The following is a 23,509-nucleotide window of genomic DNA, read 5'->3' as shown; positions in this document are numbered from 1 at the left end:
GAAGAGCCCATGCGCCTCGAATATTTCCAGATGATCGACCGTGTCGCCCTCTTCGACGAGGCGGGCGAGCGGCTCGAAGCCCATTCGACGGTGCCCATGGAAAGCCCCGTCTTCGAGGGGCATTTTCCCGACCACCCGCTGATGCCGGGCGTGCTCCTCACCGAGACCATGGCGCAGGCCTCGGGCTATCTCATCCTGGCGCTGACGCGCTTCACGCACATGCCCTTCCTCGCCGGCGTCGAAAAGGCGAAGTTCCGCTCCTTCGTCGGGCCGGGCGCGTCGCTCGTCATCGAGGCCAGGCGCATCCACCAGGGTTCCGGCTACGCCGTGACCAAGGCGAAGATTTCGAGCGCCGGCAAGGGCATCTGCGACGCCGAGCTCATGTTCCGCATGCTGCCCTTCCCCGAGGGGCTGTCGGGCCGCATGCGCGAGCAGGCCCTTGGGCTCGGCCTTGCGCTCGACGCGCCCGCCCCGGAGGCATGACATGACGCGCGAGGTCTTCATCACCGGCATCGGCATCGTCTCCAATCTCGGCGAAGGCATCGAGGCGCATCTCGCCGCCGTCGATGCCGGCCGCCCGGGGACCGTCGAGGCCGAGCGCTTCAAGCCGCATCTGGTGCATCCGGTCGTGCCGCTCGAATGGGAGCGGCAGATTCCGAAGAAGTCCGACCAGCGGCAGATGGAGGCCTGGCAGAAGCTCGGCGTCTATGCGGCGGGGCTCGCCCTCGACGACGCCGGCATCAAGGAGGACAAGGCGCTCCTCGGCCATCTCCACCTCATCTGCGCAGCCGGCGGCGGCGAGCGCGACTATCAGGTGGACAGCCAGGTGCTCACCGGCCTGCCGCAGGCGGCCGACCCCGGCGCCTTCCTCAACGAGCGGCTGATGGGCGACCTGAGGCCGACGCTCTTTCTCGCCCAGCTGTCGAACCTGCTCGCCGGCAACATCTCCATCGTGCACGGGGTGACCGGCGCGACGCGCACCTTCATGGGCGAGGAGCAGGCCGGCGTCGACGCGCTACGCATCGCCCAGGCGCGCATCGCCGCGGACCAGGGCGACATCTTCCTCGTCGGCGGCTCCTACAATGCCGAGCGGCCGGACGTGCTGCTCGTCTACGAGATGGCCGGCCTCCTGTGGAAGGACAGCTTCGCCGGCGTGTGGGAGCGCGAGGCGAAGGGTGGCGGCTTCATTCCCGGCAGCGGCGCCGCCTTCCTCGTGCTCGAGGCGCGCGACCATGCCGAGGCGCGCGGCGCGACGCCGATCGCCCGGCTGGCGCATGTCGGCGCCGACCAGGTGCGCCGTGCACCCGGCGCGGCGGGCGAGGCGCTCGACGGCCTGTTCGAAAAGGCCGGCGGCTTCGATGCTGCGAGCGGCCTCGTCGTCTCGGGCGCCACCGGCGTCGCCGGCATCACGGCGGAAGAGAAGGCGGTGCTCGACCGGCGCACCGACGGCGCGCGGCGCATCGCCACCGGCGATCTCTTCGGCAACATGCTGGAGCCGCAGTTCCCCGCCGGCGTGGCGCTGGCAGCGGCCCTCGTCAAGCGCGGCGACGCGCGGCAGGCGGCGGTGACCAGCATCGGACATGCCCGCGGCGAGGGCCTCGCCCTCGTCGAGCGCATCTGAGCGGAGGCAGGAATGGCCACGCCACACAGGGACAAGCATGGGCGCCCCCTCGTCGTCGTGACGGGCATGGGCGTCGTCACCTCGCTCGGCGAGGGCAAGGCCGACAACTGGGCGGCGCTGACGGCCGGGCGGTCCGGCATCCACCGCATCAGCCGCTTCGCCACCGACAACCTGCGCACGACCATCGCCGGCACGGTCGATTTCGTCGCCGCCGAGCCGTTCTGCGCCCCTGCCCTTTCGGAGCAGTTCGCCCTGCGCGCGGCGAGCGAGGCCGTGGGCCAGGCCGGCATCGGCCACCCGGGCGACTTTCCGGGGGCGCTGTTCATGGCCGTGCCGCCGGTCGAGATGGAATGGCCGCAGCGCGAGGCGCTTGCCGAAGCCGGCAGGCGCAACGGCGAGGCCGACTACGGCACGCTGCTCGCCGGCGCTCAGACCGGTCGCTTCAAGGCCTGGCACGAGCTGTTCCTCTTCGGCACGGTGGCGGCCCGCATCCAGGACCGCTTCGGCACCAAGGGCTCGCCCGTCTCGCTGTCGACCGCCTGCTCGTCGGGCGCCACCGCCATCCAGCTCGGCGTCGAGGCGATCCGCCGTGGCGAGGTCTCGGCGGCGCTCGCCATCGGCACCGACGGCTCGGTGAACCCGGAATCGCTCATCCGCTTCTCGCTGCTCTCGGCGCTGTCGACCCAGAACGACCCGCCGGAGGAGGCGGCCAAGCCCTTCTCCAAGAACCGCGACGGCTTCGTCATGGGCGAAGGCGCGGCGGCGCTGGTGCTGGAGGACTATGACCACGCGCTCGCGCGCGGGGCGAAGATCCTCGGCTTCGTCCTCGGCTGCGGCGAGAAGGGCGACGGCTTCCACCGCACGCGCTCGAGCCCGGACGGGGCGCCCGCCATCGCCGCCATGCGCGAGGCCATCGCGGATGCGGGGCTGACGCCCGACGACATCGACTACATCAACGCGCACGGCACCTCGACGCCGGAGAACGACAAGATGGAGTCCGCGGGCTGCCTCGCCGTCATGGGCGAGCGCATGCGCGAGGTGCCGATCTCCTCCAACAAGTCGATGATCGGCCACACGCTGACGGCGGCCGGCGCCATCGAGGCGGTGTTCTCGCTCCTGACCATCGGCGAGGGGCGCATTCCGCCCACCATCAACTACAAGGTGCCCGACCCGACGATCCCGCTCGACGTGGTGCCGAACGTGGCGCGGGACGCAAGGGTCGGCCGCGTGCTCTCCAACTCCTTCGGCTTCGGCGGGCAGAACACCTGCCTCGTCTTCGCGGCGGAACCGGCATGAGCGGCGAAACCGCAAGGCGCGTCCTCGTCACCGGCGGCGCCAAGGGCGTCGGCGGGGCCATCGTGCGCGCGCTCGTGGCGCAGGGCTTCGACGTCGATTTCACCTACCGGGCTTCGGCCGAGGCGGCCGAGGCCCTCGCCGCGGAGCTCGAACAGGCCCATCCCGGCCGCTCGGTGCGGACGCTCGCGCTCGACCTGGCCGACCGGGCGGCGCTCGACGCCTTCTGCGCGGCCGTCGAGGAGACGGCCTATTTCGGCCTCGTTCACAATGCCGGCCAGTCCTACGACGCGCTCGCGGCCATGATGGCGCAGGACAAGGCGGAAGCGGCGATGCAGGTCAATTTCTGGTCGCTGACCCAGATCGCCAAGAGCCTGATGCGCACCATGCGGCGGGCGCGGGCCGGGCGCATCGTCGTCATCGGCTCCGTGGCGGCCCTGCAGGGCAACCCGGGCAATGCCGCCTATGCCGCCTCCAAGGGTGCGCTCCTCAGCTACATCCGCACGCTCGCCGTGGAGACGGCCAAGCGCGGCGTCACCGTCAACTACGTGGCGCCGGGCTTCATCGACACGGATATGATGGCGCCCTACGCCGCCTATCGCGCCAATATGGAAAAGCAGATCCCGACCGGCCGCTTCGCCCGGCCGGAAGAGGTCGCCGGGCTCGTCGCCTTTCTTTTCTCGGAGCCGGCGGGCTATATCACGGGTGCGGTCCTGCCGATCGACGGCGGGCTCACCGCACAGATCGGCGTGCACCGCTGAGGCGGCACGCCCCAAAATAGAATTTCGAAGAGACGGCGAGGCTCATGCGCGCATTAAGGCTCCACGGCGACCGCGACCTGAGGCTGGAGGAGGTGGAGAACCCGCCCCATCCCGGCCCCGGCGAGGTGCAGATCCGCGTCCATGCCGTCGGGCTCAACCACATCGACGTGTGGGGCTTCCGCGGCATGGCCTTCGCCAAGCGCAAGATGCCGCTCGTCGTCGGGGCCGAAGCCGCCGGCGCGGTCGTCGCCATCGGCGAGGACGTGACGCATGTCGACGTCGGCGACAAGGTCGTCATGTACGGCGCGCGCACCTGCGGCACCTGCCGGGCCTGCGTCGAGGGCCGCGACAACCTGTGCGAGAACGTCGGCGGCATCATGGGCTTCCACATCGACGGTTTCGCCTGCGATTTCGTCAACATGCCGCAGCGGCTCGTGGTGAAGGTGCCGGACGGCGTCTCCTTCGAGGAGGCGGCCTGCGCGCCGATCGCCTTCGGCACCGTGCAGCACATGCTGTTCGACAATGCGCGGCTGGAGCCGGGCGAGAGCGTGCTGGTGCACGCCGGCGGCTCGGGCATCGGCACCGCCGCCATCAAGATGGCGAAGGCCATCGGCTGCACGGTCTACACCACCGTCGGCGACGACGAGAAGGGCGAGAAGGCGAAGGCGCTCGGCGCCGATTACGTCATCAACTACCGCAACGAGCGTTTCGAGGGCGAGGTCAGGCGCCTCACCAAGCGCAAGGGCGTCGACGTCGTCTTCGAGCATGTGGGCGCGGACACGTGGAACGGCTCGCTGCTCTGCCTCAAGCGCGGCGGCCGGCTCGTCACCTGCGGCTCGACCTCGGGCGTGTCGACGACCATGAACCTGATGCAGCTCTTCCAGCAGCAGTACCGCATCTTCGGATCCTTCGGCTGCTCGATGCGCAACATCAGCGAATCGCTCGACAAGATGGCGTCGGGCCTCACCCCGGTGATCGACACCGTGTTCCCGCTCGAGGATTTCGCGCAAGGGCTGGAGCGGCTCGAGAGCCGCAAGGTCTTCGGCAAGATCCTGGTGCGCTTCTGACGATGCGGCCGAAGGTGCGGCGCATGGCATCGACCCGGCGGCCGGCCCGCGAAGGGGCGTGCGCGTGAGGCCGGCTTCCGCGCTCGAGCGGGCCGGGCTTGCGGTCGTCGAGGTCGTGATGGTCGGCCTCGTGCGGACCGTCTTCGGCTTCCTGCGCCTCCTCGGCCCTGAGCGGGCGAGCAATCTCGGCGGAGCCGTCGCCCGCACCATCGGCCCCCTGCTGCCTGTCCACCGCGTCGGCCTCGCCAATGCGCGCGCGGCCTTTCCTGAGAAGAGCGAGGACGAGATCCGCGCCATCGTGCGCGGCGCGTGGGAGAATCTCGGCCGCACCGGCGCCGAATATGCCCATCTCGACGTGCTCTTCGACTACGACCACTTCAACCCGAAGGCGGACGCGCGGGTGGAGGTGAAGGGCATCGAGCATTTCGAGGCCCTGCGCGACGACGGCAAGCCGGGCATCATCTTCTCCGCCCATCTCGCCAACTGGGAACTGCCGGCCATCTGCGCCGCCCGCTACGGGCTCGACGCCACGGCCGTCTTCCGCGCCCCCAACACGCCGGCCGTCGCCCGCGTGGTGCACGAGGTGCGCAGCGGCACCATGGGCGGGCTCGAGGCGGCGCGGCAGGGCGCAGCCTTCGCCATGCAGAGCGTGCTGGAGCGCGGCGGCCATCTCGGCATGCTGATCGACCAGCACTTCACCCGCGGCGTCACGGTGCCCTTCTTCGGCCGCCCGGCCAAGACCAACCCGATCCTCGCCAAGTTCGCCAGACGCTTCGACTGTCCGGTGCACGGCGTGCGGGTGATCCGCCTCCCCGGCCTGCGCTTTCGCCTGGAGCTGACACCGCCCATCGACCTGCCGCGCGACGCGGACGGCGAGATCGACGTCGAGGGCGCCATGGCCGCCATGACGGCAGTGGTCGAAGGCTGGGTGCGGGAGCACCCGGAGCAATGGCTGTGGATGCACCGGCGCTGGCGGGTTCCGGGGCGATGAGATCGGGCGTCGCCCACGATCAAGGCAAAGTGACTTTCGCAACGGCACGGCTTGCGCTTCATTGTGACCCTTCTGAAAAGGGATCGGTCTTCATGAAGCGCTGGGCCGCCAGCCTCGTCCTCGCAACCATGGTTCTCGCCGCCGCCACCGGGCATCGCGCCCAGGCGGAGCAGGCGGTCCGCGGCGTGGTCGAGCTGTTCACCAGCCAGGGCTGCTCCTCCTGCCCGCCGGCCGACGCGCTGCTCGGCGAGCTCGCGGACGAAACGGGGCTCGTCGCCCTGACGCTGCCGGTGGACTACTGGGACTATCTCGGCTGGAAGGACACGCTCGCGAGCGCCTCCTACACCGCCCGCCAGCGCGGCTATGCCGAACAGCGGGGCGACCGGCAGGTCTACACCCCGCAGATGGTCATCGACGGACAGCGCCACGCCATCGGCTCGGACCGCAAGGCGGTCGAGGCGGCGCTCGCCGCCGAGAAGGAGGCCGGCGCCATGAGCGTACCGCTCACGATCTCGTCAGACGAGACGACGGTACACGTCTCCGTCGCAGCGGCGCCCGAAGGGGATGAGGATGTTGGCCCGGCCGACGTCGCCGCCACGGACGAGGGCGAGGCGAAGAAGGGCCCGCCGAAGGGCGTGCTGTGGCTGATGCCGGTGAAGCGCCGCGAGCGCGTGAAGATCGGCCGTGGCGAGAACACCGGCCGGCAGGTGATCTATACCAACGTGGTGCGCGGCATCATGAAGGTGGGCAAGTGGTATGGCCGCGAGGCCACCTTCATGCTGCCGCAGGACATCGCCCGCCCGGACGGATGCGACGGCTACGTGCTCATCCTGCAGCGCGGCACCGGCAAGGCGCCGGGGCCGATCCTCGGCGCCGCCAAAAGCCCGGGATTGTAAGCCCGGGCCTCTTGTCAGTAGCCGGCGGCGAGCGTACCGCGCTGGCGCGTGTCGGACGCGCCGGCGAGCCCCTCCGGCGTCACCATGATCGAATTCGCCGAGCCCGAGGTGGCGCCGACGGTGATCTTCTGGCCGCGCGCGGTCAGGATCTTCAGCGTGTCGGGAGAAAGGCCGCCCTCGGCCAGCAGCCGGTCGGGCTGCCACTGGTGGTGGATGCGCGGGGCGACCACCGCCTCGGCGAGGTTCATGCCGAAGTCGACCACGTTGACGATGACCTGCAGCACCGTGGTGATGATGCGGCTGCCGCCGGGGCTGCCGGTGACGAGCACGAGCTTGCCGTCCTTGAACAGGATGGTGGGCGTCATCGAGGAGAGCGGGCGGGCGCCCGGGGCGACGCTGTTGGTCTCGCCGCCGACGAGGCCGTAGGCGTTGAGCGCCCCGACCTTGGCGGCGAAATCGTCCATCTCGTTGTTCATCAGCACGCCGGTGCCGGCGGCGACGAAGGCGGCGCCGTAGGAGAAGTTGAGGGTATAGGTGTTGGCGACCGCATTGCCGTCCTTGTCGACCACCGAGAAATGCGTCGTCTGGTCGCTTTCGTGCGGCAGGGGATCCCCGGCCTTGACCTCCTCGGCGCGGCGGGCGCGGTCCTTGTCGAGCGCGACGCGCAGGCTGTCGGCATAGAGCTTCGACGTGAGGCCCCGGACCGGCACGTCGACGCGGTCGGGATCGCCGAGCCAGGCCGCCCGGTCGGCATAGGCCGGCTTCATCGCCTCGGCCATGACGTGCAGCGCGTCGGCGCTGCCGGCGCCCATGGCGGCAAGATCGTAGCCCTCGAGGACGTTGAGGATCTGGACGAGATGCACGCCGCCCGAGCTCGGCGGCGGCATCGACACCACCTCGTGGCCGCGATAGGTGCCGCGCACGGGCTTGCGCTCGATGACGCGGTAGCGGGCGAGATCCTCCACCGTCATGACACCCCCCGCCGTCTTGACGGAGACGGCGATCTTCTCGGCCACGGGGCCGCGGTAGAAGGCATCCGGCCCTCCCCTGGCGATGGCGGCGAGCGTGTCGGCGAGATCGGTCTGCACCAGGCGTTCGCCGCGGTGAAAGGGCCGGCCCTCCTTCAGGAAGATGGCGGCCGTCGCCGGATCACGGCCGAGACGGGCCGCGGCCTGGGGCAGCGAATCAGCGAGATCGTCCTCGACCGCGATGCCCTCGCGCGCCAGCCGCTCGGCCGGGGCGACGAGATCGGCGAGGGTGAACTTGCCCGAGCCGTATTTCTCGAGCGCATGGGCAAGGCCGAGAACAGTGCCCGGCACGCCGACGGCGAGGCCCGAATCGCGTGACTTCTTCGGGTCCGGCTCGCCCTTCTCGTCGAGGAACATGTCGCGGTGCGCGGCGGCGGGCGCGCTTTCGCGATAGTCGATGGCGACGGTCTCGTTGCGCTCGGCAAGATGCACCAGCATGAAGCCGCCCCCGCCGAGATTGCCCGCCCGCGGCAGCGTCACGGCGAGCGCGAAGCCGACCGCGACCGCCGCGTCGACGGCATTGCCACCGTTGCGCAGAACCTCTACGCCGACGCGGGTCGCCTCGGCCTCCTGCGACGAGACCATGCCGTTCGGCGCGATGACCGGCAGCAGCCGCGCCTGGGCGGAGAGGATGGGCTGGCCGGCCGGGGGCGTCGCCGCCGGCTGCTGGGCCAGCGCGAGCGGGGCGGCGACGGCGATGGAAGCGGCGGCAAGAAGCGCCTGGAGCGGCCGGATGGTGCGGAATGACGTCATGGATCTCCTCCACATGCGAAAGTGGAGGTTAGCGTCTTGTCCGCATGCTGATAAACATGCCGCATGTGGTGCGCGCCGTGGAAAAGTGGCAGCCGCTGCCCATACGAGGTCTCGCATGACGTTCCTGCCCGATCCCGCGGTCCTGCTCGCTTATTCGCTCGCCTGTTTCGTGCTGTTCGTCACGCCCGGGCCGGACATGAGCCTCTTCCTCGCCAAGACGATGGCCGAGGGGCGGCGCTCGGGCATCGCCGCCATGCTCGGCGCGCTCACCGGCTGCTGCGTGCACACGTTGCTCGCGGCGCTCGGCGTCTCGGCCCTGCTCGCAGCCTCGGCGACGGCCTTCACCATCCTCAAGGTGGTCGGTGCGCTCTATCTGCTGTGGCTCGCCGTGGATGCCGTCCGCAACGGCTCGGCGCTCAACGTCAAGGCGGGGGCGCGCCCGCCGGCCTCCTTCGCGCGCACCTTCCTCCTCGGCATCGGCGTCAATCTCACCAATCCGAAGATCGTGCTGTTCTTCGTGACCTTCCTGCCGCAGTTCGTCGCGGCCAGCGACCCCCATGCCTCGGCCAAGCTCGTCTTCCTCGGCCTCTACTTCGTCGCCTTCTCGCTGCCGCTCGCCGTGCTGCTCATCCTGGCGGCGGACAAGGTGGTGCACGCCCTCAAGGGCCGCCCGCGAATCATGCGCGGGCTCGACTTCGCCTTCGCCGGCCTCTTCGGCGCCTTCGCGCTGAAGATCCTCGCGACCCAGGGCCGCTGACGGGAGAACGCCTGCCGTCAGCTGTTGCGCGGCCGATCGAAGGTCTCGATCATGAGCGGCTGGGGCCCGAGGAAGGCGAGCGCCACCCAGCGGTCGGGCACGCGGCTGATCGACAGGTTGTAGTTGCGGGCGAGGCTCACGAAATCGCTGCGGGCGACGACGATGCGGTTCTCGCGCGTCTCGAGCGCGTCGAGCACCTGCCGGATCTCGGGGTTGGAGCGCCGGTCGGGATAGAGGTTCATGAGGTCCATGACCTTGCCGAGCGTCCGGGAGAGGTTGTCCTGAGTGTCCATGAAGGTCCGGAAGCGTGCGGGATCCGTCGGCGCCTCCGGCTGGGGCGGCAGGGCAAGAACCGCGGCCTGCGCCTCGCGCAGCCGCTCGATGAGAGCCCCCTGGGTGGTGTTGACCGTCTCCACCATGGCGATGATCTCGGGCACCATGTCGGCGCGGGCACGGAACTGCTGCTCCACCTCGCGCCAGGCCTCGCGCGCCGCCGCGCCGTAATGCGGCGCATTGTTGGCGCTGACGGCTACCCAGGCAGTGGCCGCCACGATCACGGCAAGGCCGGCAACGAGCGCAAATCGGCGCGAGATCATCGACTGAACTCCTTCTTGAAATGATCTGGCCTCATGCCGGAGGCTCGCCGCGCTCATCGCCGGCCGTGCGGCCGGCGATGAGCCAATAGACGAGCCCCGACAGCGTGCCGGTGAGAAACAGAAGCAAGGTGATGCGCAATTCGCCCTCGCCGGCCCGGCCGGCGCCGGCCGCCCACGGCACGGCGGCGCTGATGGCGCCGCTCGCCCCGCCATACCAGACGAAGGAGCGCCAGCCGCCGATCTCGCCGACGACCGCCGCGACCACCGGCGGCAGGACGAGCACCATGAGCGCCATCGTCCACAGCGCGGCGCCGATGGCGAGCGCCGCCGCATCCGGCGCGCCCTCGCTCATGATGGCGTCGAACAGGGCGAAGAAGCCGGCAAAGCCGAGCCCGGCGATGAGCTCGTGCATGGCGGGCTCGCCGAGGCCCGCGATGACCATGAAGATGAAGCCGGCCGTGATGGCGGCCCCGAGCGCGAAGGCGACGACGGCGAGCCGGGCGAGAAAGCGCATGAGGGGCCTTTACTCGGCGGCGGAGAACATGCCCTCGGCGCCGATGCCGGATTCGAGCATCATGCGGGCGCGGGCCCTCAGCTTTTCCGTCTCGCTCTTGAGCTGGCCGCAGGCCGCCAGGATGTCGCGGCCGCGCGGCGTGCGCACGGGGCTCGCATAGCCGGCGTCGAACACGATCTGGGAGAAACGCTCGATGGTCTCCCAGTCCGAGCATTCATACTGGGTGCCCGGCCAGGGATTGAACGGGATGAGGTTGATCTTGGCCGGGATGCCCTTGAGCAGGCGCACGAGGGCGCGGGCGTCCGCCTCGCTGTCGTTGACGCCCTTCAGCATCACATATTCGAAGGTGATGCGCTTGGCGTTGGAGACGCCGGGATAGGTGCGGCAGGCCTCGAGCAGCTCGGCGATGGGATATTTCTTGTTGAGCGGCACCAGCACGTCGCGCAGGTCGTCGCGCACGGCGTGCAGGGAGATGGCCAGCATGCAGCCGATCTCCTCGCCCGCGCGGGCGATCATCGGCACGACGCCGGAGGTCGACAGCGTGATGCGGCGGCGGCCGATGCCGAGGCCCTCGTTGTCGCAGACGACGTCCATCGCCGCCTTGACGTTGTCGAAGTTGTAGAGCGGCTCGCCCATGCCCATGAGGACGATGTTGGTGACGAAGCGCCCGCCGTCGCTCGGCACGAAGGCGCCCTCTGGCGGGCTCTCGTCCGGCCAGTCGCCGAGCCGGTCGCGCGCGACCATCACCTGGGCGACGATCTCGGCGGAGGTGAGATTGCGGACGAGCTTCTGCGTGCCGGTGTGGCAGAAGGAGCAGTTGAGCGTGCAGCCGACCTGGCTCGAGACGCAGAGCGTGCCGCGATCGACCTCGGGAATGTAGACGCACTCGATCTCGGCGCCCTTGTCGAAGGGGCCGGTCGAGGGCATGCGCATGAGCCACTTGCGCGTGCCGTCGCGCGAGACCTGCTCGGTGACCACCTCGGGCCGCGCCAGCGTATAGGCGTCGGCGAGCCGCGCGCGCAGGCCCTTGCCGATGGTCGTCATGACGTCGAAGTCGCGGGCGCCGCGCAGGTAGATCCAGTGCCACAGCTGGCCGACGCGCATGCGCAGCTCGCGCTCGGGGATGTCGAGCGCGGCGAGGCTGTCGCGCAGCTCCTGGCGCGTCATGCCCACGAGCGAGGGCTTGACGGGCATCGCCACGGGGCGCGGTTGTGAAGGGGCGCGGAGCGCCGCCTCCTGCGAGGGCACTTGCATGGGTCCGGTCCAAAACAGAAAGTCCCGGCGCTATAACACGCCGGGGCCGTCATCGTCACCTCGTGCCGGGCGCGCCACGCGCATCCGGCGACGATCGATCGCAGCCGGTCAGCCGCGGCCGCTCAGTTGCTGCTCACCTGCAGCTCACTTGCACTCGTCGTTCACCCGCTTCAGCGCCTGGGTGAAGCCCTGGAGCGAATATTCATCGGTCAGCTTGTTGCCGCGGCGCGATTCAACGTTGATGACCAGCTTCGCGCCTCGCTGCAGGGACGTGATCACCTGGCCCTCCTGCGCCGGGTCCTTGACCCAGGCGTTCTCACCCTTCGTCACGAGCGCGAAGGCCGCATCGCCCACCGTCGCACGGGCGTCGACATTCTCGCGCGTGGGGAAGCCCATCACGAAGCTGACCTCGTTGCGCACGTTCTCGGCCGGCCGCTTCGACACGAAGAGATAGGCCGGATCGCGGTTGAGGCCGGCCGGCAGGCGCTGCTTGGGCTGGGTCATGGCATAGCACACGCGCGCGTTGCCCTGGCCGGAGGCATAGGCGCCCCAGTCGCCATAGGTGGCAAGCAGCGTCGCCTGGCCGCCGGCCGCGCCCTGCGCCGCCGCCGGCTGGCTCGCGACGAGGGCAGCGGCGACAGCCGCGCCGATCATGAAAAGGCCCGCGCCGGGCCGCGCCGAGAATCCTCGAATCATCAGAGCGTCACACTCCCTCGTTCGAGTGGAACACATCCCGCCCGGCGCCTCCTAGGCGTCCGGAAGGGGGCGAAATTATGGTCGCGCCGGCAGGCATCGGTCCCGGTGCGCAGCCGTTCATGAAGCCGAAACGTTAATCGAATTTTATTGAGAGATTATTTCCCGCGCGCGGCGCCTGTGATCATCGGTGATGGCGCCCGCCACCATGGCGATCGCGGCGGCAAGGACGGCCATATCGTCGCTGAAGCCCAGGAGCGGCAGGAAATCGGGAACGGCATCGGTCGGCAGGATGAAGTAGCCGAGCGCGCCGAGCAAGGTGAGCTTGACGCGGCGCGGTGTCGCCGGGTCGGTCGCACAGAAGTAAACGGCGACGAGGTCCTCGGCGAAGGGGGTATTCGCGGCGACACGGCGCAGCGCCTTCCAGAAGCGGCGCGTGACGCTCTCCTCGTCGCGCACCGCACGCCGCATGGCCTGCATCTCCTCGCGCGTCAGCGGGCGCGCGATCGTCACGTCCATTCCCTGTCTCCTTCACGGGCGACAGCGCATCGCCCACCATCGGCTCTGGTGCCGCAAGACCAAGGCCAGAAGATGGTTTGCCGAGGCCGGCCACACAAGGTTTCGCGACCGGCGTCCCATCGGCATTGGCACCGGCGCACCGCCCACGGCGTTTGCACCGGGCCCGAGGTGCGCTAAACCCCGAAGGAGCATCGGACCCTGGCACATCCCGGCAAAGCTTGCCGGCAAGAGAACACGAGGGAGGAGCAGGCATGAAGCTCGACGCATCGATGGCCGCCATCGTCACCGGCGGGGCCTCCGGCCTCGGCGAGGCCACGGCGCGCATGCTCGCGGCGGCTGGCGCCAAGGTGGCGATCCTCGACATGAACGAGGAGCGCGGGCGGGCCGTGGCCGAGGATATCGGCGGGCTCTTCGCGCGCACGGACGTCTCGGACGAGGCTTCCGTCGATGCCGCGCTCGCCGCGGCCAGAGCCGCCCACGGGCCGGCGCGGATCGTCGTCAACTGCGCCGGCATCGCCCCCGGCAAGCGCACCGTGGCGAAGAAGCGCGACACCGGCGAGCCCGTCGCTCACGATATCGCGACCTTCGCCCGCGCCGTGGCGATCAACCTCGTCGGCACGTTCACCGTGGCGGCCAAGGCGGCCGCCGACATGGCGGCCCTCGCGCCCGTCACGCCCGACGGCGGACGCGGCGTGATCGTCTGCACGGCCTCGGTCGCGGCGACCGACGGGCAGATCGGCCAGGCGGCCTATGCCGCCTCCAAGGCGGGCGTGGTGGGCATGACGCTGCCGGTGGCGCGCGACCTTTCGACGCTCGGCATCCGCGTCATGACGATCATGCCCGGGCTGTTCGAGACGCCGATGTTCGCTTCCGTCCCCGAGGATTACCGCACGGCGCTCGAGGCGAGCGTGCCCTTCCCGTCCCGGCTGGGGAAGGCGGAGGAATATGCCGCGCTCGTGCGCGCCATCATCGAGAACGACATGCTCAACGGCTCGGCCATCCGCCTCGACGGGGCCATCCGCCTCGCGCCGAAGTAGCAGCCGGCCGCGCGGCAAGGCCGGCGCGGCCTCGGCCCATTGCTGCCTCAATGCCGCGTTCTGTTGGCGCGCGTTCCGGCCGGGGGCCATTCGAGCCCTCCGGTGACCGGTCGCGCGAACCGCAGGAGACGGCATGACGGGAAACGGCAGCACGGGCGGTTGGTACGGCCCATCGTGAACGCGACCCTTGCTTCCCGGCCCGGGAGCGCCAGTGACGTGCTCGGGGCGTCGCAACGTTTCATCGATCTGCTGCCGGTCGCCATCTATGTCTGCGATCGGGACGGCTTCATCGTGCGGCACAACCGCTCCGCGGCCGAGCTGTGGGGTCGCGAGCCGGCGCCGCAGGACCGCTTCTGCGGCTCCCTCGCCCTTCGCGCGCCCGACGGCACGCCCATCGCGCATGCCTGCTGCCCCATGGCCGACGCCCTGAGGACCGGCCAGGCGGTGAGCGATGCCGAGGTGGTCATCGAGCGTCCCGACGGCGAGACGCTGTTCGTCCTCGTCAACATCGAACCGATCCGTGACGACTCCGGCGCGGTGGTCGGCGCCGTCAACTGCTTCCGCGACATCAGCGAGCGGCGGCGGATGCACGAGCGGCAGGAGCTGCTGCTGCGCGAGATGGACCACCGCGTCAAGAACCTCTTCGCGCTGGCGAGTGGCATCGTCGGTCTCAGCGCCCAGGGCGCCACGACCCCGCAGGAAACCGCCGAGACGGCCCGGCGCCGCCTCGAAGCGCTGGCCCGGGCCCACACCCTGACGCTGCCGGCCGCCGGCCTCGGCCGCGAAGAGGCGCGCAGCGCGACGCTTGCCGCCCTGATCGACACGATCGTCTCGCCGTTCGTCGACGCCCGTCCCGAGGAGCCGCGGATCGTCGTCGACGGGCCTGAGATCACCTTGGGCGGCGGGGGCCTGACCAGCTTTGCCCTGCTGCTGCACGAATTCGCCACCAACGCCGCCAAATACGGCGCGCTGTCCTCATCCCGAGGGCGCGTCATCGTCTCCTGGCGCACGGATGCGGACACGCTGCACCTCGTCTGGCGCGAGGAGGGAGGCCCCGCCGCGTCCGGCGGCACGGCGGACGAAGGCTTCGGCAGCGTGCTCGCCCGCAGCACCGTGCGCAGCCAGCTCGGCGGCTCCCTCGCCCGCGCGTGGCGGCCGGACGGCCTCGTCGTGACGCTGACAGCCCGGCTCGACCGTCTCGCCTGATCAGGCGCCGGCCGCCAGGCGCCGGCCCGACATGTAGGGATGACGCGATAGCGCGTAGGCGGCCTCGACGATGTAGGGGCCGCCGCCGACCGAGGCGCGCGAGGAGAACAGCACGAAGCGGTCGGCGGTGAAGGTCAGCGGCCGGAAGGCGCCCTGCCCGGCAAAGTAATCCGCGACATCGAGCGGCGAAGCATCGCGCAGCCGCGCCAGGGTGACGTGCGGCGTGAACTTGCGCGGCTCGGGCGGCAGGCCGGCGCGGCGCACGCAGCGCTCGTGGTCGGCCTGCAACTCGGTGAGCGCGGAGTTGAGCCGCACGCGCGCGACGATCGCCCGCGGCCGGCCGCCTCCGAAGGAATCCAGCATGTCGAGCGTCACCGTCACCGGCGGACGGTCGATGTCGGCGAGGGAATCGTAGATGTCCGCCGCCGTCGTGGCGTCGACGTCACCGACGAAGCGCAAGGTGATGTGATAGTTCTCGACATCGATCCAGCGCGCGCCGTAGAGGCCGCCGCGGTGGCGCGCGAGCGCCTCGGCGATGTCGGCGGGAATTTCGAGGCCGGTGAACAGACGAGGCATGGCCATCCTCCTTCGTTCCAGAGGCTTCGCGGCACCGGCAGCCGTCACGGATGCCGGGCTCCCCCTCCCGCTGGGCCTTGTATGCCGCAGGCGGCACCGGCCCTAGCGAATCGCTCCCTCACCCAAGGATCGCGCGCCCGCCCGCCCCTGTCCAGAGCGGGGCGGACACGCCTTCGGCCTGCTTCGGCGCCGCGGCCTCAGGGGCAGGGATTGCCCTGGCGCTGGTGGATGGCGTCGATGCGGGCCTCGACCTCCTCGGTGATCTTCACGTCGAGGGCGTCGATGTCGGTGCGCAGCTGCTCCATGGTCGTCGCGCCGATGATGGTCGCGGTGACGAAGGGCCGGCTGGTTGCGAAGGCGATCGCCATCTGCGCCGGGTCGAGACCGAGGTCTGCAGCCAGCGTCACATAGGCGTCGACCGCCTCGGCCGCGCCGGGCTTCTCGTAGCGCTGCAGCCGGTCGAAGAGCTGCTTGCGGCTGCCGGGCGGCAGGGCGCCGTCGCGGTACTTGCCGGTGAGGTAGCCCTGGGCGAGCGTCGAATAGGCGAGAAGGCCGACGTTCTCGCGCATGGCGATCTCGGCGAGGCCCACCTCGAAGGTGCGGTTGACAAGCGAATAGGCGTTCTGGATCGACTGCACCCGCGGCAGGCCCTTCACGGTTGCGTGATGAAGGAAGGTCATCGTGCCCCAGGCGCTCTCGTTGGAGAGACCGATGTGGCGGACCTTGCCGGCCTTCACGAGGTCACCGAGCACGGCGAGAATCTCGTCGATCGGGTTCTCCGGCCCCTCGGCGGCGCGGAAGATGGTGGGGTTGGAGCCGAACTGGGTGACCGCCCGGTCCGGCCAGTGCAGCTGGTAGAGGTCGATGTAGTCGGTCTGGAGCCGCTTGAGGCTCTTGTTCACCGCCTCCTCGATCTGCGCCCGGTTGAGCTCGCCCTTGCGGCCGCCGTCGCGGAACCAGTCCATGTCGGTGCGGCCGACCACCTTGGTGGCGAGGATGACCTTGTCGCGATTGCCGCGCGCCTTGAACCAGGAGCCGATGACGCGTTCGGTGGCGCCCTGCGTCTCGGCCTTGGGCGGAATCGGATAGAGTTCGGCGGTGTCGAAGAAGTTGATGCCGCGCTCGAGGGCGTAGTCCATCTGCGCGTGGCCTTCGGCCTCGGTGTTCTGCTCGCCCCAGGTCATGGTGCCGAGGCACAATTCGCTGACCATGAGATCGGTGCGGCCGAGTTTGCGGTAGTTCATAAGGCAGTCCTCATCGTGCGGCGCCATGGCGCCGCGTCTGGCCCTTGCAAGAGAAAGCGGCCGGTCAGCCGCGGGGAGGCAGGGAGGACACGAAACGCTCGACCGTCGGCAGCATGCGCGCGACGATGCGTTTCACGCCCTCGGCATTGGGGTGCAGTCCGTCGGGGAGGTTGAGGCCGGGATCCGCCGCCACCTCTTCGAGGAAGAAAGGATAGAACACGAGGCCGTGTCGCGCCGCAATATCCTTATAGATGGCGTCGAAGCGGCGCCTGTAATCCTCGCCGAGGTTCGGCGCGGCCACCATGCCGACCAGCATCACGGGGATGTTGCGTGCCTTGAGCCGCGTGACGATGTCCTCGAGCGCCTTGCGCGTCACCTCCGGCGACAGACCCCTCAGCATGTCGTTGGCACCGAGCGCCAGGATGACCGCATCGGTCCCCTCCGGCACCGACCAGTCGAGCCGTGCGAGGCCGCTCGAGGCGGTATCGCCGGAGACGCCGGCATTGGCGATCTCGACCTCCACGCCCCGCTCGCGCAGGGCCTTCTCGAGGACGACGGGGAAGGCCGCCTCCTGCGGCAGGCCATAGCCCGCCGTCAGACTGTCGCCGAGGGCGACGAGGCGCAGCGGCTCGGCGAGCGCGCCGCCGGCCGGGGCAAGGACCAGCATCACATGAAGGAGAGCGAGCGGCAGGGCGCGACGAAGACGTTTGATCATCCCGGACCAGGTCCCATATGACGGGGTGTTCTCATACCCCTCAGCCTCGACGGATCGATTGATGGACAGCGCGACGGATCTGACGCCACCTGCCGATATGGTCATTTCCCTCGCGGATGTCCATTTGAGCCTCGGACGCGGCGCCGCGCGCGTGCACATCCTCCAGGGCGTATCGCTCGGCGTGCGGCGCGGCGAGGCCGTGGGCCTCGTCGGCCCGTCGGGCTCCGGCAAGTCCACCCTGCTCATGACCATGGCCGGGCTCGAGCGGCCGGACAGCGGCACCGTGACCGTCGCCGGCAAGGATCTCGCCCGGCTCGACGAGGACGCGCTCGCCCGCTTCCGCGGCCGCAACGTCGGCATCGTCTTCCAGTCCTTCCATCTCGTGCCGACCATGACGGCGCTCGAGAACGTCGCCCTGCCGCTCGAGCTCGCCGATGCGCCCGACGCCTTCGCCCGGGCCGAGGCGGAGCTTGCGGCCGTCGGGCTCGGCGAGCGGCTGCATCACTATCCCTCCCAGCTGTCGGGCGGCGAGCAGCAGCGCGTCGCCATCGCCCGCGCCATCGTCGCCGACCCGGCCATCCTCGTCGCCGACGAGCCGACCGGCAATCTCGACGAGCGCACCGGGCGCGGCATCGTCGACCTCCTCTTCGCGCTCAAACGCGACAGGGGTGCGACGCTCGTCCTCGTCACGCACGACATGGGCCTCGCCGAGCAGTGCGACCGTGTCGTGCGGCTGCGCTCCGGCACCGTCGTGCCGGACGAAGCGCCCGTGAGCGCATGAGGGCGGCCATGCACGGTTTCGTTGGCGCCTCCGCGTCCCGCCCCGGCCCACGCCTGCCGCTCGTGCTGCGCCTCGCCCTGCGCGAGCTGCGCGGGGGCGTGCGCGGCTTCGGCGTCTTCCTCGCCTGCATCGCGCTCGGCGTCGCAGCCATCGCCGGCGTCTCCTCCGTTTCGCGCAGCCTGACCGAGGGCCTTGCCGTGGAGGGGCGGCGCATCCTCGGCGGCGACCTCTCCTTCAGCCTCGTGCAGCGCGAGGCGAGCCCACAGGAGCGCGCCTTCCTCGACGCTGCGGGGCGCGTCTCCGCCATCGCCACGTTGCGCGCCATGGCGATCGCGGCGAACGGCGAATCCGCCCTCGTCGAGGTCAAGGCCGTCGACGGGGCCTATCCGATGATCGGCGCGGTGGAGAGCGAGCCCGCCGCCCCGGTCGCGGAGCTGCTCGCCGCGCGCGACGGCACCTATGGGGCTCTCGTCGACCCCGTCCTGCTCGATCGCCTCGGCCTTGCGGTCGGCGACGTCGTCAGCCTCGGCAACGCCCGCGTCGCGCTCCGGGCGCGCCTCGTCTCGGAACCGGACAAGATCGCGGCCGGCGTCGGCTTCGGCCCGCGGCTCCTGATGTCGCAGGAGGGGCTCGCGGCGAGCGGCCTCGTGCAACCCGGCAGCCTCGTGCGCTGGACCTACCGCGTGGCGTTGCCCGCCGCGAGCGGGGGCGAGCGCGCCCTGGAGCGCCTCGAAGCCGAGGCGCGGCAGCGCCTGCCCGATGCCGGCTGGCAGATCCGCTCGCGCAACAACGCCTCGCCGCAGTTCGCCCGCAACATCGAGCGCTTCACGCAGTTCCTCACCCTCGTCGGCCTCACCGCCCTCATGGTCGGCGGGGTCGGCGTCGCCAATGCGGTGAACGCCTTCGTCGAACGCAAGCTGCATTCCATCGCCACGCTGAAGAGCCTCGGCGCGCCGGGCGGGCAGGTGGTGGCCGTGTACCTGACCCAGGTCATGATCATCGCCGCGGTCGGCATCGCCATCGGGCTCGTTATCGGCGCGGCGATGCCCTTCGCCGTGGCCCAAGCGGCCAAGAGCCTGCTGCCCCTGCCGCTGACGCCGGCGCTCGCCCCGCTCGAACTCGCCGTCGCCGCGCTCTACGGCCTCCTCACGGCGCTTGCCTTCGCGCTCGGTCCGCTCGGCCGGGCCCACGACGTGCCGGTCTCGGCCCTGTTCCGCGACGAGGTGGATCCTGCCGCGAAGGGGCCGCGCCTGCGCTACCGGCTCGCGAGCCTCGCGGCCGTCGCGGCGCTGGTGGTGGTCGCCGTCGTCTTCGCCTACGACCGGCGCGTCGCGCTCATCTTCATCGCCGCCGCGGCGGGTGCCTTCCTGCTGCTGAGGCTGGTCGCGCTCGGCCTCATGGCGCTCGCCCGCCGCCTGCCGCGCCCGCGGCGCACGGCGCCGCGCCTCGCGCTCGCCAACATCCACCGGCCGGGTGCGCTGACGCCCTCGCTCGTCCTGTCGCTCGGCCTCGGCGTGACGCTGCTCGTCGCGCTCGCGATGATCGACGCCAATATCCGCGGGCAACTGACGCGCGCCCTGCCGGCCCAGGCGCCGAGCTTCTTCTTCCTCGACATCCAGAACGGCGAGGCCGGCCGCTTCGAGGCCTTCCTCGCCCGCGAGGCGCCGCAGGGGACGGTGGACCGGGTGCCGATGATGCGCGGGCGCGTCGTCTCGCTGAAGGGCATCCGGGCGAGCGACTACAAGGCGCCGGAAGAGGCCGCCTGGGTGCTGGAGGGCGACCGCGGCATCACCTATGCCGCAACGCCGCCCGAGGGCTCGACCGTCGTTGCGGGCGAATGGTGGCCGGCCGATTACGCGGGCGAGCCGCTCGTCTCCTTCGACCGCGAGCTTGCGCAGGAGCTCGACCTCGCCGTCGGCGACCGGCTCGTCGTCAACGTGCTCGGGCGCAACATCGAGGCGAGGATCGCCAACCTGCGCACGGTGGAATGGCGCACGCTCGGCATCAATTTCGTCATGGTGTTCTCGCCCAACACCTTCGCCGGCGCGCCGCATACGCATCTTGCCACGCTCACCGCGAACGGGGCGGGCGAGCGGATCGACGAAGGCGCGGTGATGCGGACGCTCGCCAAGGAATTCCCGATGGTGACGAGCGTGCGCGTGCGCGATGCGCTCGATGCGGTCAACGACGTCGTCAGCCAGCTCGCCGTCGCCGTGCGCGCCGCGAGCTCCGTGGCCCTCGCGGCGAGCCTGCTCGTCCTCGGCGGGGCGCTGGCCGCCGGCCATCAGGCCCGGCTGCATGATGCCGTCGTGCTGAAGACGCTCGGGGCGACGCGCGCGCGGCTGATCAGCGCCTTCAGCCTCGAATACGGCGCGCTCGGCATCGCGACCGCCATCTTCGGCTTCATCGCCGGCACGATCAGCGCCTATGTCATCGTGACGCGCGTCATGCGCCTGTCGTTCACCTTCGAGCCGGGCGGGGCGCTCGTCGCGGCGCTGCTCGCCATCGTCGTCACCATCGGCCTCGGGCTCGCCGGCACCTGGCGCATCCTCGGCCAGAAGCCGGCGCCCTACCTGCGCAACCTGTGACCACCGCCGGGGCCGGAGGAAATTCGTCCGAGGGCCTCTTGTCACAGCGTCCCGGGCGCCGCTTTCCCGCGCCCGGCCACCGAATCAGCCTTGTAAGGCGGGCGCGTTCAGCCCATATTTCGGTGCAAGTGCGGCCTCCGGGCCGCGCCGTTCGTGTGATTTAGCTTCGAGAGGGAAAAATGTCCGATCTGAACCGCAACACCTATGCCTACGGCACGGGTGTCGCCCGGGCCGGGACCGCAGAGCTCGACCAGGGCCTGCGGGCTTTCATGCTCGGCGTTTACAACCACATGGTGCTGGGCCTTGCCGTCACCGGCCTTGCCGCCCTCGGCACCTTCATGCTCGCTGTGACGAACGACCCGTCGGCGGCCGTGGCGCAGATGCGCGGCGGCATCATGCTGACGCAGTTCGGCTACGCCCTCTTCGCGAGCCCGCTGAAGTGGGTGGTGATGCTGGCGCCGCTTGCGGCCGTGTTCTTCCTCAGCTTCCGCATCGCCAGCATGCAGCCGGGCACGGCGCGGGCGCTGTTCCTCGTCTATGCGGGGCTCGTCGGCCTGTCGCTGTCGTCGATCTTCCTCGTCTACACGGGCGCGTCCATCGTGCGCGTGTTCTTCATCACGGCGGCCGCCTTCGGTGCGCTGAGCCTCTACGGCTACACGACGAAGAAGAACCTCTCGGCGATCGGCTCCTTCCTGGTGATGGGCCTCTTCGGCCTCATCATCGCCATGCTGGTCAACCTCTTCCTGCAGTCGAGCGCCCTGCAGTTCGCCATCTCGGTGGTGGGCGTGCTCGTCTTCGCGGGCCTGACCGCCTGGGACACGCAGCGCATCAAGGAGATGTACTACGAGCTCGACGAGGGCGACGTCGCCGCCCGCAAGTCGATCCTCGGCGCGCTGATGCTGTACCTCGACTTCATCAACATGTTCGTGATGCTGCTGCAGCTCTTCGGCCAGTCGCGCGAATAAGCGCGGGCGCACAGCGAAGAAACCAGAAACCCCGGCTTGCCGGGGTTTCTTTTTGCGTGCGGCGAGCTCGGCCCGTGCGAGCTTCGTCCTGCTGTAAACGGGGGATAGGCCGGCTACTGCGCCACGAGGCGCACGGGCTTGTCGAGAACCTGCAGCACGCGGGCGAGGTCATGCCCGCGCTTCAGGATGCGGCCGGAGGCCGAGACCACGCTATAGGCGCCCTGGCGGCGGGCGAGCTGCGGATCCTTCTCGATGCGGTAGAGCGGCACCTCGCTCGTTCGGCGAAAGACGGAGAAGACCGCCCGGTCCTTCAGGAAGTCGAGCGCGTAGTCGCGCCATTCGCCGAGCGCCACCATCCGCCCGTAGACATTGAGGATCTCCCTGAGCTCGCGCGCGTCGAACGAGACGACATTGGGCGCGCGGGACGCCGCAGGCGCGATCGGGTGCCCATGCGGCTGGGCAGGGCCCTGGTCCTTCCGCCGGGGGGTGAAGGGCACGACGGCCGCTCCGCCCCCGGTGCGAAAGGGATCGGAAGAGGGATCGCTCGTCTCCGTTTCGCTCATGACCTCCGTCCGGCTTGGCGAGGAGAGCAGGCGGGCTGCCCGCCTGCGTCATGTGCCTGTCATGATGCGACCGCCGCCGGGCCGGCGCAAGCCTCATCGCGGCACGGACCGGACCGGTGAGCGATACAGGCAAATCCGAAAGAAAAACCACAATTTAGCCGCAGAGCGGTCAATCAGGTGCCCTAGTGCGGGGCGATAAAAAGGACGTTGCCTCGATGGTCCGGCGCTCGCCGCCCTGGATCTAGTCAGCCCCCCAGCCCCCGGGGTGGACGAGATGCCGGACCACTCGGTTCCGTGTAAGAGTAACTAGGGCCGGTGTCCCCGCACCGGCCCTATTCTTTTGCGCGCCCGCCCGCGAATCGCGGCCGCTGCCTCTAACGCGCCTCGGCGTGGTATTCGCGGTTCGGCCGCATGTCGACGGCCGAAGCCATCCGATTCGACATGTTGAAGAACGACGCGACGGCGGCGATGTCCCAGACCGCCTTGTCGTCGAAGCCGGCCTCGCGCAGCGCCTGCCGGTCCTCTTCGCCGATCTCGTGCGACCGTTCGGTCAGCTTCGCGGCGAAGTCCAGCATCGCCCGGTGGCGCGGGGAGAGGTCCGCCGCGCGGTAGTTCATCACCATCATCTCGCCGAGGACCGGATCCCCCGAGAGCTGGCGCACCGCTGCCCCATGCGCCGTTAGGCAGTAGTAGCAGCGGTTGATGCTCGACACGACGACGGCGATCATCTCCCGCTCCAGCTTGCTGAGGCCGGACGGCGCCAGCATCAGATCGTTGTAGAAGGCGGCGAAGGCTTCGAGCTTGGCATTGTCGTGCGCATAGGCGGCGAGGACGTTGGGCACGAAGCCGAGCTTCTCCTCGCATTTCGCGAAATAGGCCTGCATCGGCGGCGACAATTCCCCCGGTGCCAGCGACAGCGCCGTCGGCGCCGGTGCCACGTCCTGGCGGGCGGGCTTTTCCTCCTGCCGGTCGACTTTCGACATGCGCGCGTCTCCTCCTTCGCATTTCCTGCTGCCGCAATTGCCTGTGCGGCGTCCGGCCATGCCGAGAATGTCGGCCGCAAGGCTGCATTTGTCCACGACATGATCTAA

The 23,509-nt window shown here is 70.0% G+C and carries 24 protein-coding genes; 13 read left to right on the top strand and 11 right to left on the bottom strand.

What is annotated here, in order from left to right; genetic code table 11:
- Nucleotides 1-9 precede the first annotated feature (9 nt).
- The 7 genes from AL346_RS09185 to AL346_RS09155 all read left to right on the top strand — a co-directional run bounded on the left by AL346_RS09185 (nt 10) and on the right by AL346_RS09155 (nt 6,629).
- Nucleotides 10-483: a 3-hydroxyacyl-ACP dehydratase FabZ family protein gene (locus AL346_RS09185; RefSeq protein ID WP_019400863.1), complete on the top strand. Its 474-nt coding sequence runs from the start codon at nt 10-12 to the stop codon at nt 481-483.
- A 1-nt stretch (nt 484) separates the two neighbouring features.
- A complete protein-coding gene (locus tag AL346_RS09180) occupies nt 485-1,621 on the top strand; it encodes a beta-ketoacyl-ACP synthase (protein WP_019400862.1) in 1,137 nt (378 codons plus the stop codon).
- A 12-nt stretch (nt 1,622-1,633) separates the two neighbouring features.
- Entirely contained in the window at nt 1,634-2,917 is a 1,284-nt protein-coding gene (locus AL346_RS09175) for a beta-ketoacyl-ACP synthase (protein ID WP_019400861.1), read from the top strand.
- The gene (locus AL346_RS09170) at nt 2,914-3,675 is read left to right on the top strand and encodes an SDR family oxidoreductase (protein WP_019400860.1); all 762 of its coding nucleotides are present in this window, start codon (nt 2,914-2,916) and stop codon (nt 3,673-3,675) included. The genes AL346_RS09175 and AL346_RS09170 overlap by 4 nt, the downstream gene beginning before the upstream one ends.
- Nucleotides 3,676-3,719: 44 nt before the next feature.
- Nucleotides 3,720-4,742 carry a zinc-binding dehydrogenase gene (locus tag AL346_RS09165; protein WP_026014898.1) on the top strand — a complete coding sequence of 341 codons (1,023 nt, stop codon included), beginning with the start codon at nt 3,720-3,722 and terminating at the stop codon, nt 4,740-4,742.
- 58 nt (nt 4,743-4,800) lie between these two features.
- Nucleotides 4,801-5,733: a lipid A biosynthesis lauroyl acyltransferase gene (locus tag AL346_RS09160; protein WP_019400857.1), complete on the top strand. Its 933-nt coding sequence runs from the start codon at nt 4,801-4,803 to the stop codon at nt 5,731-5,733.
- Nucleotides 5,734-5,825: 92 nt separating this feature from the next.
- Nucleotides 5,826-6,629 (top strand): thioredoxin family protein, encoded by an 804-nt coding sequence (locus AL346_RS09155; protein WP_019400856.1) that lies wholly within the window; start codon nt 5,826-5,828, stop codon nt 6,627-6,629.
- 14 nt (nt 6,630-6,643) lie between these two features.
- Here AL346_RS09155 and ggt read toward each other — a convergent pair whose 3' ends face one another.
- Complete coding sequence (ggt, locus tag AL346_RS09150) at nt 6,644-8,410, bottom strand: gamma-glutamyltransferase (protein ID WP_019400855.1); 1,767 nt, start codon at nt 8,408-8,410, stop codon at nt 6,644-6,646.
- A gap of 115 nt (nt 8,411-8,525) precedes the next feature.
- Between ggt and AL346_RS09145 the strand changes: the two genes are divergently transcribed.
- Nucleotides 8,526-9,167 carry a LysE family translocator gene (locus AL346_RS09145; protein ID WP_019400854.1) on the top strand — a complete coding sequence of 214 codons (642 nt, stop codon included), beginning with the start codon at nt 8,526-8,528 and terminating at the stop codon, nt 9,165-9,167.
- A gap of 17 nt (nt 9,168-9,184) precedes the next feature.
- Here AL346_RS09145 and AL346_RS25355 read toward each other — a convergent pair whose 3' ends face one another.
- From AL346_RS25355 to AL346_RS09120, 5 genes are all read right to left on the bottom strand, one after another.
- The gene (locus AL346_RS25355) at nt 9,185-9,763 is read right to left on the bottom strand and encodes a LemA family protein (RefSeq protein WP_019400853.1); all 579 of its coding nucleotides are present in this window, start codon (nt 9,761-9,763) and stop codon (nt 9,185-9,187) included.
- Between the two features lie 31 nt (nt 9,764-9,794).
- Nucleotides 9,795-10,277: a hypothetical protein gene (locus AL346_RS25350; protein ID WP_019400852.1), complete on the bottom strand. Its 483-nt coding sequence runs from the start codon at nt 10,275-10,277 to the stop codon at nt 9,795-9,797.
- 9 nt (nt 10,278-10,286) lie between these two features.
- Entirely contained in the window at nt 10,287-11,471 is a 1,185-nt protein-coding gene (rlmN, locus tag AL346_RS09130; RefSeq protein WP_371179625.1) for a 23S rRNA (adenine(2503)-C(2))-methyltransferase RlmN, read from the bottom strand.
- A gap of 204 nt (nt 11,472-11,675) precedes the next feature.
- The gene (locus tag AL346_RS09125; protein ID WP_156332723.1) at nt 11,676-12,227 is read right to left on the bottom strand and encodes an invasion associated locus B family protein; all 552 of its coding nucleotides are present in this window, start codon (nt 12,225-12,227) and stop codon (nt 11,676-11,678) included.
- Between the two features lie 144 nt (nt 12,228-12,371).
- Nucleotides 12,372-12,743, bottom strand: a complete 372-nt coding sequence (locus tag AL346_RS09120; protein ID WP_019400849.1) for a YkvA family protein — start codon at nt 12,741-12,743, stop codon at nt 12,372-12,374.
- Between the two features lie 251 nt (nt 12,744-12,994).
- Here AL346_RS09120 and AL346_RS09115 point away from each other — a divergent pair, with 251 nt between their 5' ends.
- Nucleotides 12,995-13,780, top strand: coding sequence for an SDR family NAD(P)-dependent oxidoreductase (locus AL346_RS09115; protein ID WP_019400848.1), 786 nt, complete (start codon nt 12,995-12,997; stop codon nt 13,778-13,780).
- A gap of 216 nt (nt 13,781-13,996) precedes the next feature.
- On the top strand, nt 13,997-14,986 hold the full coding sequence (locus AL346_RS09110; protein ID WP_019400847.1) for an HWE histidine kinase domain-containing protein: 990 nt from the start codon (nt 13,997-13,999) through the stop codon (nt 14,984-14,986).
- On the opposite strand, the gene thpR is transcribed toward AL346_RS09110, so the two are convergent.
- The 3 genes from thpR to AL346_RS09095 form a co-directional block, all read right to left on the bottom strand.
- Nucleotides 14,987-15,562, bottom strand: a complete 576-nt coding sequence (thpR, locus tag AL346_RS09105; protein WP_026014895.1) for an RNA 2',3'-cyclic phosphodiesterase — start codon at nt 15,560-15,562, stop codon at nt 14,987-14,989. It abuts the gene before it with no gap.
- A gap of 197 nt (nt 15,563-15,759) precedes the next feature.
- Nucleotides 15,760-16,806 carry an aldo/keto reductase gene (locus AL346_RS09100; RefSeq protein ID WP_019400845.1) on the bottom strand — a complete coding sequence of 349 codons (1,047 nt, stop codon included), beginning with the start codon at nt 16,804-16,806 and terminating at the stop codon, nt 15,760-15,762.
- Between the two features lie 64 nt (nt 16,807-16,870).
- Nucleotides 16,871-17,521 (bottom strand): arylesterase, encoded by a 651-nt coding sequence (locus AL346_RS09095; RefSeq protein WP_019400844.1) that lies wholly within the window; start codon nt 17,519-17,521, stop codon nt 16,871-16,873.
- A 61-nt stretch (nt 17,522-17,582) separates the two neighbouring features.
- Here AL346_RS09095 and AL346_RS09090 point away from each other — a divergent pair, with 61 nt between their 5' ends.
- The 3 genes from AL346_RS09090 (at nt 17,583) to AL346_RS09080 (ending at nt 21,855) form a co-directional block, all read left to right on the top strand.
- Nucleotides 17,583-18,302 carry an ABC transporter ATP-binding protein gene (locus AL346_RS09090; RefSeq protein WP_019400843.1) on the top strand — a complete coding sequence of 240 codons (720 nt, stop codon included), beginning with the start codon at nt 17,583-17,585 and terminating at the stop codon, nt 18,300-18,302.
- A gap of 8 nt (nt 18,303-18,310) precedes the next feature.
- Entirely contained in the window at nt 18,311-20,890 is a 2,580-nt protein-coding gene (locus tag AL346_RS09085; protein ID WP_053194049.1) for an ABC transporter permease, read from the top strand.
- Between the two features lie 179 nt (nt 20,891-21,069).
- Nucleotides 21,070-21,855: a Bax inhibitor-1/YccA family protein gene (locus AL346_RS09080; protein ID WP_019402366.1), complete on the top strand. Its 786-nt coding sequence runs from the start codon at nt 21,070-21,072 to the stop codon at nt 21,853-21,855.
- Nucleotides 21,856-21,968: 113 nt separating this feature from the next.
- Here the strand turns inward: AL346_RS09080 and AL346_RS09075 are convergent, their stop codons facing one another.
- Together AL346_RS09075 and AL346_RS09070 are read right to left on the bottom strand one after the other, a co-directional pair.
- On the bottom strand, nt 21,969-22,418 hold the full coding sequence (locus tag AL346_RS09075; protein ID WP_019402365.1) for a DUF2794 domain-containing protein: 450 nt from the start codon (nt 22,416-22,418) through the stop codon (nt 21,969-21,971).
- A 374-nt stretch (nt 22,419-22,792) separates the two neighbouring features.
- Nucleotides 22,793-23,401 (bottom strand): peroxidase-related enzyme, encoded by a 609-nt coding sequence (locus tag AL346_RS09070; RefSeq protein WP_019402364.1) that lies wholly within the window; start codon nt 23,399-23,401, stop codon nt 22,793-22,795.
- Between the last annotated feature and the right edge of the window lie 108 nt (nt 23,402-23,509).

This window comes from Chelatococcus sp. CO-6 (assembly GCF_001271345.1).
Lineage (GTDB): Bacteria > Pseudomonadota > Alphaproteobacteria > Rhizobiales > Beijerinckiaceae > Chelatococcus_A > Chelatococcus_A caeni.
Note: the sequence above shows the minus strand (reverse complement) of the source record. Positions and strands in the feature narration are given on the sequence as shown.